General features: G+C 38.4%; 16 protein-coding genes. 5 read left to right on the top strand and 11 right to left on the bottom strand.

The window, feature by feature from the left end:
• The first annotated feature begins 133 nt into the window (after positions 1-133).
• Positions 134-1585 (top strand): tRNA uracil 4-sulfurtransferase ThiI, encoded by a 1452-nt coding sequence (thiI, locus tag GWI58_RS01825; protein ID WP_004245118.1) that lies wholly within the window; start codon positions 134-136, stop codon positions 1583-1585.
• A 1194-nt stretch (positions 1586-2779) separates the two neighbouring features.
• On the opposite strand, the gene yajL is transcribed toward thiI, so the two are convergent.
• Together yajL and panE are read right to left on the bottom strand one after the other, a co-directional pair.
• Entirely contained in the window at positions 2780-3397 is a 618-nt protein-coding gene (gene yajL, locus GWI58_RS01820; protein ID WP_046335235.1) for a protein deglycase YajL, read from the bottom strand.
• A complete protein-coding gene (gene panE / locus GWI58_RS01815) occupies positions 3366-4286 on the bottom strand; it encodes a 2-dehydropantoate 2-reductase (protein WP_172409580.1) in 921 nt (306 codons plus the stop codon). The genes yajL and panE overlap by 32 nt, the downstream gene beginning before the upstream one ends.
• 256 nt (positions 4287-4542) lie before the next feature.
• Here panE and GWI58_RS01810 point away from each other — a divergent pair, with 256 nt between their 5' ends.
• Entirely contained in the window at positions 4543-5034 is a 492-nt protein-coding gene (locus tag GWI58_RS01810) for a YajQ family cyclic di-GMP-binding protein (RefSeq protein WP_004245110.1), read from the top strand.
• A gap of 63 nt (positions 5035-5097) precedes the next feature.
• On the opposite strand, the gene GWI58_RS01805 is transcribed toward GWI58_RS01810, so the two are convergent.
• From GWI58_RS01805 to GWI58_RS01775, 7 genes are all read right to left on the bottom strand, one after another.
• A complete protein-coding gene (locus GWI58_RS01805; protein ID WP_060555255.1) occupies positions 5098-6468 on the bottom strand; it encodes an MFS transporter in 1371 nt (456 codons plus the stop codon).
• A gap of 173 nt (positions 6469-6641) precedes the next feature.
• Positions 6642-7526 carry a heme o synthase gene (gene cyoE / locus GWI58_RS01800; RefSeq protein ID WP_004247221.1) on the bottom strand — a complete coding sequence of 295 codons (885 nt, stop codon included), beginning with the start codon at positions 7524-7526 and terminating at the stop codon, positions 6642-6644.
• Positions 7527-7537: 11 nt separating this feature from the next.
• Positions 7538-7870 (bottom strand): cytochrome o ubiquinol oxidase subunit IV, encoded by a 333-nt coding sequence (locus GWI58_RS01795; protein ID WP_004245105.1) that lies wholly within the window; start codon positions 7868-7870, stop codon positions 7538-7540.
• On the bottom strand, positions 7870-8481 hold the full coding sequence (locus tag GWI58_RS01790; protein ID WP_004245104.1) for a cytochrome o ubiquinol oxidase subunit III: 612 nt from the start codon (positions 8479-8481) through the stop codon (positions 7870-7872). Before GWI58_RS01790 ends, GWI58_RS01795 begins: the two co-directional genes overlap by 1 nt.
• A complete protein-coding gene (gene cyoB, locus GWI58_RS01785; RefSeq protein WP_094959404.1) occupies positions 8481-10463 on the bottom strand; it encodes a cytochrome o ubiquinol oxidase subunit I in 1983 nt (660 codons plus the stop codon). Before cyoB ends, GWI58_RS01790 begins: the two co-directional genes overlap by 1 nt.
• Positions 10464-10467: 4 nt before the next feature.
• Positions 10468-11418 (bottom strand): cytochrome o ubiquinol oxidase subunit II, encoded by a 951-nt coding sequence (gene cyoA / locus GWI58_RS01780; RefSeq protein ID WP_004245101.1) that lies wholly within the window; start codon positions 11416-11418, stop codon positions 10468-10470.
• 496 nt (positions 11419-11914) lie between these two features.
• Entirely contained in the window at positions 11915-12676 is a 762-nt protein-coding gene (locus tag GWI58_RS01775; protein ID WP_094959403.1) for a nucleoside-specific channel-forming Tsx family protein, read from the bottom strand.
• 355 nt (positions 12677-13031) lie between these two features.
• Here GWI58_RS01775 and dbpA point away from each other — a divergent pair, with 355 nt between their 5' ends.
• Positions 13032-14405 (top strand): ATP-dependent RNA helicase DbpA, encoded by a 1374-nt coding sequence (gene dbpA, locus GWI58_RS01770; RefSeq protein WP_049218669.1) that lies wholly within the window; start codon positions 13032-13034, stop codon positions 14403-14405.
• Positions 14406-14504: 99 nt separating this feature from the next.
• On the opposite strand, the gene ampG is transcribed toward dbpA, so the two are convergent.
• Positions 14505-16025, bottom strand: coding sequence for a muropeptide MFS transporter AmpG (gene ampG / locus GWI58_RS01765; protein ID WP_094959402.1), 1521 nt, complete (start codon positions 16023-16025; stop codon positions 14505-14507).
• 58 nt (positions 16026-16083) lie between these two features.
• Positions 16084-16662: a lipoprotein gene (locus GWI58_RS01760; RefSeq protein WP_012367480.1), complete on the bottom strand. Its 579-nt coding sequence runs from the start codon at positions 16660-16662 to the stop codon at positions 16084-16086.
• 330 nt (positions 16663-16992) lie between these two features.
• Here GWI58_RS01760 and bolA point away from each other — a divergent pair, with 330 nt between their 5' ends.
• A complete protein-coding gene (bolA, locus tag GWI58_RS01755; RefSeq protein WP_004245090.1) occupies positions 16993-17307 on the top strand; it encodes a transcriptional regulator BolA in 315 nt (104 codons plus the stop codon).
• A 322-nt stretch (positions 17308-17629) separates the two neighbouring features.
• Positions 17630-18934, top strand: coding sequence for a trigger factor (tig, locus tag GWI58_RS01750; RefSeq protein WP_161768859.1), 1305 nt, complete (start codon positions 17630-17632; stop codon positions 18932-18934).
• Positions 18935-19148: the final 214 nt, after the last annotated feature.

Raw genomic sequence — 19148 nt, 5'->3', positions numbered from 1 at the left:
ATTTCTTATTCAGTCAGCGATTTTTGCGGGTGAGGCCTAAATATTGGTGATATACTTTGTGACTTTTATAAACTCCAGTCAATTAATATCACTGTAGTTTATGTCTCTACTTAATAACCTATGACCATTGACTATGAAGTTTATTATTAAATTATTCCCCGAAATCACGATCAAAAGCCAATCTGTTCGTATACGTTTTATCAAAATTCTGACCAGTAATATTCGCAATGTATTAAGTACATTAGGTGATGATATCACGGTTGTTCGCCACTGGGACAACATTGTGGTTGTCAGTAAAGACGAAAGTAAAAGCGAAGCGGTGTGTGATGCGCTAACTCGTATCCCAGGTATTCATCACTTTTTACAAGTTGAAGAGCATAGCTATACCGATTTACATAATATTTTTGAACAGACCTTTGCTGCCTTTGGTCATTTAGTTGAAAACAAAACGTTTTGCGTAAGAGCTAAACGCCGTGGTAAACACAGTTTTACTTCTAATGAAGTAGAGCGTTATGTGGGTGGTGGTTTTAACCAACACGTTGAAAGTGCAAAAGTAAAATTAACTCGTCCGGATGTGACCATTAATCTAGAAATTGAAGATGATAAGCTGATCCTAGTTAATGCTCGCTATGAAGGTATTGGTGGTTTCCCTATTGGTACACAAGAAGATGTATTATCACTTATCTCTGGTGGTTATGATTCTGGTGTATCAAGTTATATGTTGATGCGCCGCGGTAGTCGTGTTCATTACTGCTTTTTTAATCTTGGTGGTTCAGCCCACGAAATTGGCGTTAAACAAGTTGCACATTATCTTTGGAACCGCTTTGGACGCTCTCATAAAGTACATTTTGTTGCCGTTGATTTTGAACCCGTTGTGGCAGAAATTTTAGAGAAAATTGATGATGGCCAGATGGGGGTTGTTCTGAAACGTATGATGGTGCGTGCGGCATCTCGTGTTGCTGAGCGTTATGGCGTACAAGCTATTGTAACAGGTGAAGCATTAGGGCAGGTTTCTAGCCAAACATTAACCAATCTACGTTTAATTGATAATGCGACGGATACCTTAATTCTGCGTCCTCTTATCACGCACGATAAAGAAAATATCATTAATATCGCTCGCCAAATTGGTACGGAAGATTTTGCTCGTACTATGCCAGAGTTTTGTGGTGTTATCTCCAAGAATCCTACAGTAAAAGCGGTTAAAGCCAAAATCGAAGCTGAAGAAGAAAAATTTGATTTTTCTATTCTCGATAGTGTTGTTGAAAATGCTAAGAATATGGATATTCGCCGTATTGCTGAAGAGACGGTACAGCAAGTAACAGAAGTTGAAATGGTCTCTGAGTTTGCAACGAATGACGTTGTACTGGATATCCGCTCTCCAGAAGAACAAGAAAACTCACCTCTAAAATTAGAGGGTGTAGATGTTAAAGAATTACCATTTTATAAATTAAGTACACAATTTGGTGATTTAGATAACAGCAAAACTTATTTGCTCTATTGTGAGCGAGGTATGATGAGTCGTTTACAAGCACTGTATTTACGTGAACAAGGCTTTAATAACGTAAAGGTGTATCGTAAGAAGTAACATATTGGCAGACTGTGCTTTATTAATAAAAAAGCCACTAATTTTAACTACTTTGCATACTAAGTAGTTAAAATTAGTGGCTTTTATTTTTTATACAACAATAATGTTGGGGAATGTCGCTGCCATTCTCCAGATGATTACTTTGCTCTTATAGCTAGACCATCATCAAGGTGCTTGCGCGAACCCACATTTTTTACAAAATGCTTCATATTTATAGAGCTAAGGGTGTATGTTAGCTCTTAGATCTAAAACTATCATCTAGATCTTATCCTATAAATATATAGTAATAGAAAAAAATAGCAATTTCAAAGATTACTTAGAAGACATATTGCAGTAGAACAGGTAAATCCTAAATTATTTAGCTCGATAGTTGCCATATTTAATGTTGTTCCTGTTGAAAGAAAATCATCAATTAAAATGATATTATAATTATTTAATTTTCTAATATTAAAGTTTGGATCTATTTTCCAAGGAGAGAAATAATGCCTAATTTTATTAGGGATGTGCTTCATTTTGAAAATCGTATTGGGAGGTAAAGATTGTAATTCAGATAACGTTCTGTTTAGTAATTTTATATGATTTTCTTTTTTATTTACTGTGCTGTTAGCATAACGATTTATAACTTCTTCTACTGTACATTTTATAAATATCTCATTATAGAGTGTTGACTTGAAATGACGAGAAACTCTCCTAGCCAATAGGTATGGAACTGTACTAGATGAAGGCATAGCGATAAATATAATATTTTGATTTACTATTTTATCTCTTATTTTATTTAATATAGCTAAAAAAGAAGGTTTGAATTTATATAGTTCATTGATTGTTATTGTATAGTTAAAAATACCTTTTAATGAATATATTAGAGGATTACCATCTCGTTCATAATCACCAAATTTAGTTCGTTGATAAATACTATATATTGTTATTTTATTCTTTTTACCTATTATACTAATTTTGGGATTTTTATTAATGGAAGTAATTACTCTTCGTTCATGATGAGCGTTAAAACTAATAGTTTTATTTTCAGAAATATCAATACCCAGAATATTATACCTTTTTATTACTAAAATAACTAAATTCTATTATTGTAGTAATGTTATCATTCTGAAAATAGATCTAATATAAAGAATATCTGAATAAAAATGAGCAAAAATATTATTTTTTTGCTCAATATAATATGTTAGCAATTATTATTTACCTATCCCCAAACCCAGTAATTTCATCTTGATAATTATAAATACCTGGTGGTAATACAAGTTGTTTAGCGACATCAGCTGCAACTGCTTTACCTTTTAGGCGCTCAATAATTTTAAGTGCGAAATCTATAGTGGTAGCGGGGGCTTGGCTAGTAATCAGATTGACTCTTTCGTCAAAGTAAACCCGATAATCAACCCATTTTTTAGGTTCGATTTTATCTTTTAAGCCGGGGAAACCTGTCATATTGCCTATTGGAAAGAGGTTATGAGACTCTAAGATGATCGCAGGAGCTGCGCAAATAGCGGCAACTAGTCTATTTTCACTGTGCATGCGGCGTACTTTTTCAACCACAAGAGGACTATCTCGTAAGGTTTCTGCACCTATTAATCCTCCGGGTAAAATAATGGCATCATAATGGTGATCAACAACACGAACTAATGGGACATCAGCAATTAATTTGATCCCTCGTGAGCAGGTGATCACTAAGTCATCAACATCATCTTCAGCACTAGCAAGTATGACCTTAATTCCAGCTCTAACGAGTAAATCAGCGGTGGTAACAACCTCTGTTTCTTCACTACCATTAGCTAGACAGATGAGTGCGGATATGGTCATAATTGCCTTCCTTCTGTTTTATAAATTGAAAAAGTCGCTTATTTTCGGGTAACACGAGTCCTTGCTCTGATGCCCTACGTAATAGATAGCCTGTAATATAATCGATTTCGGTATGGCGTTGATATTTCACATCTTGATACATAGATGAGTAATTATTAGCAGTTTGCTCTATGGTATCGATAATATAACCATGTAAATGTGATCTAGAGGTAGGTATAACACCTTCTCGCTCCATTACCTGATAAACTTCATCACAGACTTTCTGGATATGCTCAGGGTATTTTAATAAATCACCATTGCGACATTGATAAAACACCGTTAAAGGGTTGATAACACAATTTACGGCTAATTTTAGCCAGCTAATAGTATGAATATCATTGTGCCAAGCTACATCCGGTAAAGCTTGATGTAAAATTTCAGCTAAATAACCGTATTGACGTGCTGTTGTATTTAGTGGGCCAATGTGGGTGATCCCTTCTGCTGTATGGAGCACTTTTTGATCTTGTTGATAAGCACCATGAGTGATTATACCTTGTAATATCGCTCTTTTAGTCGGTGTTTCAGGTAGGGTGAGCTCATCTAGTGTTCCCATACCATTATGGATCAGTAAAATCGGGCAATCAGCAGAGAGGTGAGGGATAAGTGCATTAACCGCGTCTGAAACTTGCCAAGACTTTAAGCAAACAAGCAGTAACTCACTGTGTTGTAGCCATGTTTTTTGGTTGGCCATAATGCGTTGTTGAAATGGGATACCATTAATGGAGTCAACGTTAACGTCAAAATCAGGTTGAGGTATTCTTAACCATCCTTGTACTTCATGGGCTTGTTGCGTTAATCCTGCAATCCAAAGTTTACCAATTGAACCACATCCTAATACGGTTATTTTCATCATTTTTCTCCTGCTAAATGGTAAACAGGCGCTCCATATTATTCATCTAACATTAACCTAATATTATTAACAGTTCGGTAATTTTATCAATGCAAATTGAGAGCTATATCAAATTATAACATCGTTTATCTTCACTTGCTGAAGCTATCTCTGCTTTGTTATATGGAAAGTCAAGAGTAATGACATGAGTATGGCTTTTTTGCTGAGTGAAAAACAGCTATTATTCAGGTTGTTTTTATTTATTGAGGAAGAACGAATGCCATCTTTTGATATCGTATCTGAAGTTGACTTGCATGAAGTGCGCAATGCGGTAGAGAACGCACAACGTGAACTGACTACTCGTTGGGATTTTCGTAATGTTGAAGCAAGTTTTGAATTAAACGAAAAAACTGAGTCAGTAAAAACAACTAGTGTATCTGAATTTCAGGTGCAGCAGTTATTAGATATTCTGCGTGAGAAAATGGCAAAAAGAGGGATTGATGGTGCTGTTTTAAATATCCCTGAAGAGATGACTCACAGCGGAAAAACATACAGTGTAGAAGCGACCTTAAAGCAAGGTATTGATACTCCTTTAGCGAAAAAAATCGTTAAAATGATCAAAGACAGCAAATTAAAAGTACAAGCACAAATCCAAGGTGAGCAAGTACGAGTAACAGGTAAATCACGTGATGATTTGCAAGCTGTGATGAAATTAGTTAGAGAGGGTGAATTAGGTCAGCCTTTCCAATTTACCAATTTTCGTGATTAATGACGAAAGTATAAAAAAATGCGCTGTTTGGTTTATTCAGCGCATTTACAGGGTATATGAGGTTTAAACGCCGAGCACTAACGATTCTAATGTCGCTCTTGGTGTCTGCTTGGTATCCACTTTAATATAAGCACTTTGTTCGTGTGCCATAATTACCACTTCATTAACACCAGGTTGTTGCTTAAATTTCTGCTCTAATTGTTGTTGTTGAGCATTTGATAAATGTGCCGGCAATTCTATACGTAAGCTACTAACATAAGGTGGTTGACGTAATGTTAAGCTAATGGCAAACCAAACTAAGCCAATCAATAAACATCCAGCAAAGACTGCTTGAGCATCGTAATGTTGGTAGAGCCATCCACCTAAAATACCACCTAATGCTACACCTAGAAATTGGCTGGTGGAATAAATCCCCATTGCCGTGCCTTTATAACCTGCCGGTGCTTCTTTACTAATTAATGAAGGTAGCAGTGCCTCCATAATATTAAAACCAATAAAGAATATCTGAATACCTAAAATAATTAGCCACAAGCTGGTTCCTGAAATCATAAAGATAGCTTGAGCAATAATCAGCAGAAAGATACACAGTAAGAACACTTGTTTCATTTTACGTTTTTTTTCTGCATAGATAATAAAGGGTAATACTGAAATAAAGGCAATCAGCATAGTGACTAGATAGACAACCCAATGTTTCTCATTAACTAATCCGGCATTATGCATGATCAAAGGAAGTGCGACAAAAGCGGCCATCAATAAAGTGTGTAGTGAAAAAATCCCGACATTAAGCTTTAATAATTGCGCATCAAATAAAACTTTTTTGACACTTCCTCGTACAAAACTTGATTCTCGATTAAGTATATGATGTTCGCTATTCGGTACGGTAATGAGGGTGATCATAATCCCGCCGAAAGCGAGTAGGGCAATGCCCCAAAATAGACCTTGTAAGCCAAAAATATGTGTGAGTATTGGGCCTAAAACAAGGGCTAAGGCAAACGTAATACCAAAGCTAATGCCAATAAAGGCCATTGCTTTGGTTCTATTTTGTTCGCGGGTTAGATCAGATAATAGAGCCATCACTGCGGCAGATATAGCTCCAGCACCTTGTAATGCTCGCCCGATAATAATGCCATAAATGCTGTCACTTAAAGCAGCAGTAAGGCTACCAACAATAAAAATAATTAAGCCGAAAACAATCATTGATTTTCGGCCAAATTTGTCTGAGAAAAATCCAAAAGGAATTTGGAAGATTGCTTGAGTTAATCCATAAATACCAATAGCTAATCCAATTAGCGATTCTGTCGCATGTTGTAGTTGCAGTCCGTAGGTGGTTAAAACGGGAAGTACCATAAACATGCCAAGCATGCGAAGAGAGAAAACAGCTCCTAGTCCCCATGTCGCTTTGCGCTCTAATGGAGTCATTTTATTATCATTCATGGATTACCTCGTATTACTGATACCTCATTGTAATAGTATTTTGTCACGAGGTTAATCAATAAATGGGATACAAAAAAAGACGAAATTGTACTGATAAGGCTGAATGTGGCATTTAAACTAAAAATGCCAGTCATGATTGACTGGCATTAGCATTTTTTGCAATTGAAATTACATTATCTCAGATAAGCGAGAACCGTTTCTGTTGAACTGGTGGGATCAACAGACATCATTACACTTAATGATGTAATGGCAATGATAGAAAATATAAATAATTTTCTTGCCCACACTTTATCATTGGTTGCTTTATAACCAGATAATGCCATGCCCAACCACCAGATACTGACTGCAGAGGCAACAATCAGGTATTTATACCCTGCATATCCCACTAAAGTCAGCATCAGCGTTGCAACCATAAAGGCCAGAATATAGAGAATAATATGGCGCTTAGCGACTGAGATCCCTTTAATAACAGGTAATACGGGGATATTGGCTGCTTGGTAGTCTTTAAAACGGAAAATCGCAATGGCATAAGAGTGAGGCATTTGCCACAAACTAAAGATAAGTAATAAAATTGCTGCACCCGCATCAAATTCACCGCTAACAGCACAGTAGCCGATAACCGGTGGTGCAGAGCCTGATAAACTACCAATCAGTGTGCCATAAACAGATTTACGTTTCATATAGAGGCTATAAACCCCAACATAAATAATAAAGCCGAATACAGCGATAAACATTGCAAGTGGGTTGGCTGCTACATAGAGCAGCACAACACCTGCAATACCTAATACTGAGGCATAAATAAGGCTAATTTGCGGGTCGATTAATCCTTGAACTAATGGACGATTCTTCGTTCTTTCCATGATACGGTCAATATCACGGTCAATATAGTTGTTAAAAACACAACCAGAAGCAACGACCAGAGACACCCCAAGTAGAGTCGCGAAAAATAGGGGGTAGTCAATCTCGCCTTTTGAGGCGAGAAGGAAACCACCTATCACAGAAATTAAATTTCCGAAAATAATTCCTGGTTTGGTGACTTGTAGGTATTGCTTAATCATAGCGACAACTCTTAATCCATCATCATATTGATGTTCAGGTTGTACATAATCCACAGTGAGCCAATCACAACAATGCCGATAATCAACAAGGTGAATAGGAATGCGATAACGTTCCAGCGCTCTTCTGAGGACGTGTTCATATGTAAGAAACAGACTAAATGAACAACAATCTGTACGACGGCCATACCAACGACTGTCCATAAGATAGTTGAGGTTGTAGCTGTTCCTTCCATCACCATCCAAAATGGGATCACGGTGAGGATAACGGACAGAATAAAGCCAATCAGATAGGACTTCATGCTGCCGTGGCTTGCGCCTGAAGGAGAAGTATTTGGATGACTCATTACATCGCTCCCATCAGATAAACTACGGTGAACACACAGATCCAGACAACATCAAGGAAGTGCCAGAACAGGCTTAAGCAACTTAAACGGGTGCGATTAACATCAGTTAAACCACGGCGTGATACTTGGATCATCATAATAATAATCCAAACTAATCCCGCTGTTACGTGCAGACCGTGTGTTGATACTAAGGCAAAGAATGCCGATAAGAATGCACTGCGATCTGGGCCATAACCTTCAGCGATAAGTTCATGGAACTCATATACTTCCATTACCACGAAGCCTAAACCGAATAAGAAGGTAACGAATAGCCACAGATTGACTTGGCTAACACTACCTTTATTCATGCTAAGCATGGCGAAACCAAAAGTGATACTACTAAACAGTAGTAAGAAGGTTTCAACTAAAACAAAAGGCAGGCTAAAGATTTCTTTACCAGAAGGACCATCAGCAATCCCGTTAACAAGCACCGCATAAGTGGCGAATAAGCTGGCAAACAGGATAAGGTCGCTCATTAGATAGATCCAGAAGCCGAAAACTTTCGTCGCTCCTGCATCGTGGTGCCCATGATGCTCATGGGCGTTTGCGTTATTTAAAGTTTGAGTTGACATTATTTCACACCTGCTTTTTTCAGTTCTTCATAATGCTTATTCTCGATGGCTTCAATTTCAGGTACTTGGACATAGTAATCAACATCTGTATCGAAACTTTTCGCGATCCAAGTGACTATCATTCCTGAGAAACCAACAATCGCTAACCACCAGATATGCCAGATCATGGCAAAGCCAAACACTAAGCTAAATGCAGAGATAATGACGCCTGCTGCGGTATTTTTTGGCATATGGATAGGTTCATATTTTGCAGGGCGCTGATAAGCAGTACCTTTTTCTTTCTGATCCCACCACTCATCACGAGCTTTCACTTGCGGTTCAACGGCAAAGTTATAGAAAGGTGCAGGAGAAGAAATTGACCATTCCAGAGTACGTCCACCCCATGGATCACCTGTTAAATCACGGTTTAAGTGGCGGTCGCGGATACTGACGTAAATTTGGATAACTTGGCAAACAATACCAAGAGCAATCAGAGCGGCACCACCAGCAGCAACCATCAGCATTGGGTGGAATTCTGGGTTGATATTTTGGCTTAAACGGCGAGTCATACCCATAAAGCCAAGGATATACAGTGGCATAAAGGCCATAAAGAAACCGATAAACCAGAACCAGAATGCGCGGATACCCCATTTTTCATTAAGCGTGAAGCCAAATGCTTTAGGGAACCAGTAAGTCATACCAGCAAAACAACCGAACACCACACCACCGATAATGACGTTGTGGAAGTGAGCGATTAAGAACAAGCTGTTATGTAATACAAAGTTTGCGCCAGGAACCGCTAATAGTACCCCAGTCATCCCCCCTACTGAGAAGGTGACTAAGAAACCGATTGTCCATAGCATAGGGCTTTTATACTCGATACGGCCCTGATACATGGTAAACAGCCAGTTAAAGATTTTAACCCCTGTGGGTATAGCGATGATCATGGTGGCTATACCGAAGAAGGCATTAACGTTGGCACCTGAGCCCATGGTAAAGAAGTGGTGTAACCAAACGATAAATGATAAGACGGTGATAACAACGGTCGCACCGACTAAAGAGGTATAACCGAATAGACGTTTTTTAGAGAACGTCGCGGTAACTTCAGAGAACACACCAAAGACTGGCAGAATAAGAATATAAACTTCTGGATGACCCCAAGCCCAAACAAGGTTGATGTACATCATCATGTTACCGCCCATATCATTGGTAAAGAAGTGTGTACCAAGATAGCGGTCTAACGTCAGTAGTGTGATAGTGACGGTTAAAATTGGGAATGCAGCGATAATCAGTACGTTAGTACATAATGCAGCCCATGAGAACACTGGCATTTTCATCATTGTCATGCCTGGTGCACGCATACGCAGGATAGTGGCGAAGAAGTTAACCCCCGTCAGAAGCGTACCAATACCGGATATCTGTAAACTCCATATCCAATAGTCGACCCCGACCCCAGGATTGTACTCCAAGCCCGAAAGTGGTGGGTAAGCTAACCAACCTGTTTGTGCGAATTCACCAATACCTAAAGAGATATTGATAAGCAGTACACCGACGACAAAGAACCAGAAACTCAGTGAGTTTAGAAATGGGAATGCCACATCACGCGCACCAATTTGTAAAGGTACAACAAGGTTCATCAGACCGACAACGAAAGGTGTTGCCATGAAGAAAATCATGATAACGCCGTGTGCGGTAAAAATCTGATCGTAGTGATGAGGTGGTAAGAAACCGGCTTCACCCGCTGAGGCGAGTGCCTGTTGGCTTCTCATCATAATGGCATCGGCAAAGCCACGGAACATCATGACCATTGCAACGATGATATACATAATACCAATTTTTTTATGGTCAACACTGGTTAACCATTCGCTCCATAGCCATTTCCACTTACGGAAATAGGTTAAAGCGCCAACAACAGCAAGACCGCCAAGAATGATGCCGATTAGGGTTACGACAACAATGGGTTCTTGTAGCGGGATTGCATCGAGAGTTAATTTTCCGAACATGCCTTTATTCCTCTGCTCCTGCATGTGCCGCGTGGCTCATGTTCATATTCATTGTTGCATCAGAGTGTTCAGTCTGATTGCTACCGGTGTGAGCGCCATGACCTGTATGACCAAATTTAGAGATGGTCTCTTGGAATAACATCGGCTTCACGCTTGAATAGTAGGTCACTGGATTTTTCTGGCTTGGTTTAGCAAGTTCATCAAATGCAGCGGTGGTATTTAACGTATCTGATGACTGTTTTACTTTTGCAACCCATGCATCAAAGCCTGCACGATCAGGTGTCGCAATGGCGGTAAACTTCATGTCAGAGAAACCGTGTCCGCTATAACTTGCTGACATACCTTGGTATTCACCTGGTTCATTAGCAATTAAGTGAAGTTTGGTTTGCATTCCAGCCATGGCATAGATTTGTCCACCTAAGCGCGGGATAAAGAATGAGTTCATGACAGAATCAGAGGTAATTTTGAAATTAACAGGAACATTGGTTGGGAAAGCCAGTTCGTTAACGGTTGCAATACCTTGTTCTGGATAGATAAACAACCATTTCCAGTCCATTGAAACCACTTCAATGGTAACCGGTTTCTCATCTGAAACTAGTGGTTTATAGGGATCAAGTTCATGGGTTGTTTTCCATGTGATGGTTGCCAATATCACGATAATGATAATCGGCACGGTCCACACGACAAGCTCAATTTTATTTGAGTGAGCCCAATTAGGGCGATAAGTTGCTTTAGTATTGGATTCACGGTAGCGATAAGCGAAAACAATCACCATCAGAATTACCGGTATCACAACAATCAACATTAAACCAAGCGCAATGAGGATTAATGTTTTTTGCTCAGCGCCGATAGCGCCTTTGGGATTCATTAACGCCATATCGCAACCACTTAAAAGAACAGCGGCTGCTAATAGCGAGAGTGTCCCAATACTTTTTATGTATTTCATAAGTCTCATCCAACGACCCAAATGATAAAGGTTCTATTGTTGTTTCATCAGTATCAGTAAGGACATTTTACGGTAAGGTTGCGACAGTGTAAACAATTGTAATGGTAAGTAAGTGATTGGTTAGTCTTTTGTGTTAATGTGATCACAAGTAATTAAACTATTAAATAAATGTTAATTTAATTATTGTGAATTAACTATAATTTCATAAAGTAGCATGTTTTTAAAATAAATACATATTTTTACAAAAAAAATTACAGCAAAAAGTGTAAGAAAACGTTTTTTGTTTAAAAAGTAAACACAATACAGGTCTGAGGAGTATTAGAAAGCAAATTTCGTTTTATCTTGATGTTTCGTATCTTTATTTAATCGCTATATGATTTTTTATATCGCAGATTGATTGTTTGTTGAATATTTCTATTATAGAAGAAATTTTTTTATTAACTGCTAAAAATGACAAACAGCGAATAAAAAGTGATTCGCTGTCACAAAAATTAACAATTAGCCATCAGAAGTTATATTTTAAGCTATAGATCACACCATCTTGTAAAAAGTTTTCTCCTAACTTTTTATAAGCATAGCGGTATTGAATGCCTGTAGTAATGGAAGCCGTGGGGTGCCACCAAATAGCGACAGCTCCATTAAAGCCATTTTTTCCGCCATTGCCATAACGTTTATTACGATCAAACTCCATCTCATGCCAATTTGTGATACTAAATTTTTGATTTATCAAGTTAAAATCATAACCGGCGACCCAGCCAACCACATAGCCATTATTTCCTGAATAATAAGTTTGATCGACATAATGTAAAGCTATAAAAGGTTTAAACCAGATATCTGCTAATTGTGTGTTATACCCAATACCATAAAGTGTATTAACCTCATGGAAATTACCGCCATATTCTTTTCCGGGCAGTGACCAAGTACCATATACATGGCCATAAAGGTTTAACCCACTGTCAGCTAAATAAATACGACTAGTTCCTTTGGCGGTATAGCGCTGATTATCGCCGGGCTGTGTTTGTCGATTATTAAAAGGATTTTCTAAGTCAAAAAAGCCATAAAACTCACCCCATGAAAAGTGGGCTCCCCCTTCAAGTTCTAAATAAGCAAAATCATCTTTATGGGAAGTTTGGCCTGTTTTATGGGTGGTATGTGTCGTCCAGTCAAGATAATTGATACTGATATTAGCAAATCCACCGAGATAATTAGCCTGTGCAGGTAAAGTGCATGTTGTTGTAATAAACAATAAAATTGATTTTCTTATCATAACGTATAATTAGTTTTTCTGTTGTATTGTTTGTGGTGTGAATTATTCTCACTGTTTGTTTTGATACTATAATTTATAAAGTGTTTTTTTATAGTATTTTGTATCTAAAATATGATCACATTCTAGAATATTGATCTGAATTTTCTTTATCGGAAGTTTAGTATTGATTAGTTTGTTTTTATTATTTTGGTATGTTAATGAAAAAAATATAGAGTGGGAGAAGAAAAATAATGATGGCAATAAGTTTTAATTAATAGAAATGACGAAGGTGAGGTGAAATATCTCACGACACCGTAAAAAAGGGATAGTATCATGACAGATAACTGTTTTTTTCTTATTAATTCGGAATTTTATTGTGACCTCATTTGCTGATCTTCATGCACTTCCTGCTGAGCAACTTACTAATCTTAATGAGCTTGGCTATTTAACGATGACTCCCGTCCAAGAAGCGTCTTTACCTGCTATTCTTGCCGGGAAAGATGTTCGAGCCCAAGCAAAAACCGGAAGTGGCAAAACAGCAGCTTTTGGTTTAGGTTTATTGCAACGTATTGATGCAAAACAATTTAATACTCAATCATTAGTATTATGTCCAACACGAGAATTAGCTGATCAAGTCGCTAATGAGTTACGTCGACTGGCTCGTTTTCTGCCTAACATTAAAATTCTGACTCTGTGTGGTGGGGTGCCTTTTAGCATTCAACGGGATTCATTAATTCATGCTGCTCATATTATTGTCGCGACTCCGGGACGTTTGTTAGATCATTTAAACAAGCAGACTGTCACACTTGCTGATGTAAAAACATTAGTACTTGATGAAGCAGATAGAATGCTGGATATGGGATTTTTTGATGATATTAGCGACATCATTTCTCAAATGTCGACACAACGTCAAACTTTGCTCTTTTCTGCAACTTGGCCGGATGAAATCGCTAAAATTAGTCGAAAAATTCAACACGATCCTGTCACTATTGAGATTAATTCACCGGATGAATTGCCAGCGGTTGAACAACAATTTTATGAGATCTCCCGTTATGGCAAATTGGGATTATTACAAAAGCTTTTGAGTCATCATCAACCTAATTCTTGTGTGGTATTTTGTAATACCAAAAGAGATTGCCAAGATGTGTATGAAGCTTTGACCGAAAGCAACCAAAGTGTCCTTGCGTTACATGGCGATATGGAGCAAAAAGAGCGCGACCAAACATTGATCCGTTTTGCTAATGGTAGCTGTCGAGTGTTAGTCGCCACAGATGTCGCTGCGCGAGGTTTAGATATCAAAGCGCTAGAAATGGTGATTAATTATGAATTATCACACGATCCGGAAGTTCATATACATCGAATTGGGCGAACAGCCAGAGCGGGAGAAAGTGGTTTAGCGATTAGTTTTTGCGCACCAGAAGAGATCCCTCGCGCCAATGCTCTGGAAGAAATGTTGAATATAAAACTGGATTGGCAATCAGCCCCTTCAGGTTTATCAATCACACCATTGGTTGCGACAATGGCAACACTATGTATTGATGGCGGTAAAAAAGCAAAAATGCGTCCAGGGGACATCCTTGGTGCATTAACTGGAGATTTAGGGTTTAGTGGAGAAGATATTGGTAAGATAAATATCCATCCAACTCATGCCTATGTAGCGGTAAAACAGTCCATTGCTAAACAGGTATGGAAAAGCCTTCAACAAGGTAAAATTAAAGGTAAATCAGTAAAAGTCAGACTGTTTAGATAATTTGTTATATCACCTATTATTTTCTGTTTGAGAATAAAGAGATAACATAGAAAAAGGACAGCCTAGGCTGTCCTTGAATAGATGATAGATTGAAGTAACTTAATTAGCCGTTTTTTTCAGTGCCAAGTAATCTAAAATAGTCCCGATAATTAAGCTAACAGCGCCAATAATGACACCATATAAGAAGAGTGTAGAAGTAAGCTCGCTTAATAATTCATTATTAATAGATTGTATAAAATCAACTGACTGAAACATCTCTAAATTTGGTAACGAATTAATAATAAGTAATATTAAGCTACACAAAAATAGTAATACGGCAAAGAGTAAACCATAAATCGCTAAACGGTATTGTTTAATAAATAATGTTCGTTGTAAAAATTCGCCAGTTTTTTGCGTATAAGTGAGTGTATTTTTAGCGATCATCAGCAAAATAATACCGGGAACAGAGGCAACAATAGAGAAAAGATAGAACGCTTCCCAGCCATGGGATTCTACATACCAGCCTGCAACAGGACCAACATAGACACGGCCGATAGCCGCTAAGGCGGAAAGAAGGGCAAATTGTGTTGCTGAAAAAGATTGATGGCATAGTGTCATTAGTAGAGCCACGAAAGCCGCCGTTCCCATACCACCACAAATATTTTCGAAAGCGATTACCGCTCCCATGCTATAAATATTTTGCTCAGAGATAGCTAAATACCAATAGCCGATATTTGAACCTCCTTGCAAAATACCAAAGATCATCAGCGCCTTGAATAAAGTCCAACGGCGCATTAATAAACCGCCTAATAAGGCTCCGACAATGGTTGCTGCCAATCCAAGCGTTTTATTGACTAATCCCACTTCACCTGCATCAAATCCGGCGCCACGAATAAGGAATGTGGTACTTAAGCTTAACGCAAAGGCATCGCCCATTTTGTAAAGCACAATAAGTAGTAAAATTAACCATGCATTATTACGAGAGAAAAACTCATATAAAGGCTCTATAACGGCTTCATAGAGTGTACGTGGAGGTTTGAAGGCGGTTTCTGGCTCCTGAGCTAATAGCGTGGCGATAATACCAATGCCCATTAAGGCAGCCATTAGCCAGTACATGTTTTGCCAGCCAATATATTTATCTGCAAGCCATAGTGCCATGCCCCCAGAAACCAGCATCGCTATTCGATAGCCCAACACAGAGACTGCTGCACCTGTGCCTCGTTCATCAGCGTTTAAGATATCGGTTTTATAGGCATCAAAGACGATGTCTTGTGAGGCAGAACAGAAAGCGACGATGACGGCTAACGAGGCTAACCACCATAAATGATGGCTAGGATTTAAAAAGCCCATACCCGCAATACCTAACACAAGACCGATTTGTGTTAACAACATCCATCCCCGGCGGCGGCCTAAGAATGAAGGTGTATAGCGATCCATAAACGGCGACCAGAGGAACTTAAATACGTAAGCTTGGCCAACCAATGAGAAAAAACCAATCGTTTTTAAATCGATATCTTCTACTGTCATCCATGCTTGTAAGGTTCCTGCTGTTAATGCAAGGGGTAAGCCCGAAGTGAAACCAAGTAACAGTAAAATAAAAGATTTATACCAAGTGGTCTGTTTAAAGGCGGCTTGAAGCATGCAAAATTCCTTTTAACGGCTTGTTTCTTGCTATCTTTACAAGCCGTTTTTTTATTAATTAACGAGCGTTAGATTTGATGTATTGGCTGACGGAAGGATCTTTTGCCATATCACTGACAAGCTCAGATAAAACATTATTAATCGCTGCCGCTATTTTATCATTGGATGCGCCAAATGGGCCTTGTACATTGTAGCTAGTACGATAGGTTTTAGTGTTTGTGCTACCATTAGGCATGCTGACAACAACGGAAATATCTGCTTTAGCACTAATATTATGGCGTAGACTTCCTTCACTAATATCTGCGTTCAGTTTATTTATCACCACAATTACGTCAGCTGCGGCTGGAGAGCCAAAAGTATAGCCACGTGCCATCATCTGTTTTTGAACGATTTCTTGCATTAGAAAAGCTAAATCACGTGTGGGTACTAAAACCTCTAACTTACCATTACGACTCATTTCCGCTAAGTTTTTCGAAGGTCGTTTATCTTGGCTGGTGATACTAAGTGTAATTGGGCGCATAGTTGGATCTGATGGTGGTACAGACATCACTGGCTCAATCGATAATTTATTGCTTGGTGTTGCACATCCTGCCAGCATTGTGAGCGCAAACACGGCACAAAGTAAATTTTTTATCATGATAGTGTCTCGATTAAGTAATTCTGCCGTTTTCTCAGCAGATAAGGGTGGCTATTTTGCCTATCATACCACTGCAAAAGCGTAGCTAATATCCCTTTAATGAACGAAATTATCTGATTTTTATCAATGCGTTTTATTGTGATAAGAACAGATTTATAACTCACTCCATTTCTCTTGTTAAGGTGAGCATTTTACTCAAGAGAAAAAATAAGCGATTATCATAGGTAATGTTTAAGACAAGAAAGCCATTTATCTGTATTACTAAAAGTTATTTATTCACTTAACTAACAGATAACTTCTTTTTTTGATTGTTATGTTATAAGGACTGAGATGATCCGTGATGATATTGAGAATAAGCTGATTTCACGCTTTTCTCCCCATTTTTTGCAAGTCATTAACGAAAGCCATCGTCATAATGTACCTGCAGGCTCGGAGAGCCATTTTAAAGTCGTTATTGTGAGTGACTTATTTAATGATAAACGCAGTGTGTCACGTCATCGTGATGTTTATCAAACGTTATCTCATGAATTAGATAACGGCGTTCATGCTTTAGCTCTGCACACTTTTACCTTGAGTGAGTGGGATGAACAACAAGATAAAGCATTACACTCTCCAGGATGTCGTGGTGGAAGCCAACAAGATTAATAAGAAGATTGTTAATCGTGAGTAAATGATGACTAAGATGCGTATTTTTTGTTCTTTATGGGGCTAAAAAGCAGTGTTAACCTTGTTTTTATGAAAAAATTGAGGAATAAAACGGCTCTTTCTCGACTCAACCCCTCTAGATCGTTATAATGTCGCGTCTAATTTTCAGTAAGGTTTCGGGATGCTTCTGATATCAGGGATCCTCGTTTTTTTAAATGTGGCGGCCCCGGTTCTGAAAGGAGTATTAAGTCTAATACTACTTGCCGTAGATTAGCTTCCTTTAAAGTAGACCGAGCACTAAAACTTATTTTGAGGTAACAAGATGCAAGTTTCTGTTGAAACGACTCAAGGCCTAGGGCGTCGTGTCACAATCACCGTACCAGCCGCTGATATCCAAAAAGCTGTAGACAGCGAACTGAAAAAAGCTGCTAAAACTGTTCGCATTGATGGTTTCCGTAAAGGACACGTACCAATGTCTATGGTTAAACAACGTTACGGTATGTCCGTTCTGAATGATGTTCTGGGTGATCTGATGCAGCGTAATTTCATCAACGCTATCATCGAAAACAAAGTTAACCCAGTAGGTGCACCTGATTACAAACCAGAGCAATACAAAGAAGGTGAAGACTTTGTATACTCTGTAGAATTCGAAGTTTTCCCAGAAATCGAACTGAAAGATCTGGAAAGCATTGAAGTGGTAAAACCTATCGTGACAGTTAAAGACGAAGACGTTGATAACATGTTAGAAACTCTGCGTAAACAACAAGCAGAGTGGAAAGATAAAGAAGGTGAAGTTGCGGCAGAAGATCGTGTAACTGTTGATTTTAATGGTTCTATTGACGGTGAAGAATTTGAAGGCGGAAAAGCTGAAGATTTCGTACTAGCAATGGGCCAAGGCCGTATGATCCCAGGTTTTGAAGAAGGTCTTATCGGTCATAAAGCAGGTGAAGAATTCACTATCGATGTGACTTTCCCAGAAGATTACCACGCTGAAAACCTAAAAGGTAAAAAAGCACAATTTGCTATCAACCTGAAAAAAGTGGAAGAGCGTGAACTGCCAGAATTAACTGAAGAGTTCATCAAACGCTTCGGTATTGCAGATGGTTCAGTTGATGGTTTACGTGCCGAAGTACGTAAAAACATGGAACGTGAGCTGAAAAATGCGATCCGTACACGTGTTAAATCACAAGTTATCGATGGCTTAGTGAAAGCTAACGAAGTTGACGTACCTGCAGCTGCAGTAGATAGCGAAATTGAAGTTCTGCAACGTCAAGCAGCACAACGTTTCGGTGGTGATGAAAAACAAGCTCTGCAATTAGCACGTGAATTGTTCGAAGAACAAGCAAAACGTCGTGTTATCGTTGGATTACTGTTAGGTGAAGTGATCAATAGTAATGAACTGAAAGCAGAAGACGAGCGTGTGAAAGCGTTGATCGACGAAATGGCTTCAGCTTATGAAGATCCATCAGAAGTTGTTGAGTTCTACAATAAGAACGAACAACTGATGAATAACATCCGTAATTTAGCATTAGAAGAGCAAGCGGTAGAAAAAATCTTAGCAACTGCTAAAGTAACGGAAAAAGAAACTAACTTCACTGAACTAATGAATGAAGTTCAGATGGGTTAATTTTTAACCGCGATATCGGTTTTAAGCAAAAACCCGTGGTAAAAACCACGGGTTTTTTTCAGTTTGTGTATATTTATCAAATTTTGTCTTGAAATTTGAGCGATTATCTCCAGATAATTCTATAGTCATTTTATCACTCCTCGCGAGGCGCCTTGAATGTCTTGTGAGAGATTGGATCATTTGCAATGGTCATGATCAATTATCTCAAGTAAAA

Source organism: Proteus sp. G2674 (genome assembly GCF_009915195.1).
Taxonomy (GTDB): Bacteria; Pseudomonadota; Gammaproteobacteria; order Enterobacterales; family Enterobacteriaceae; genus Proteus; species Proteus mirabilis.
This window is presented reverse-complemented; position numbering and strand designations above follow the sequence as displayed.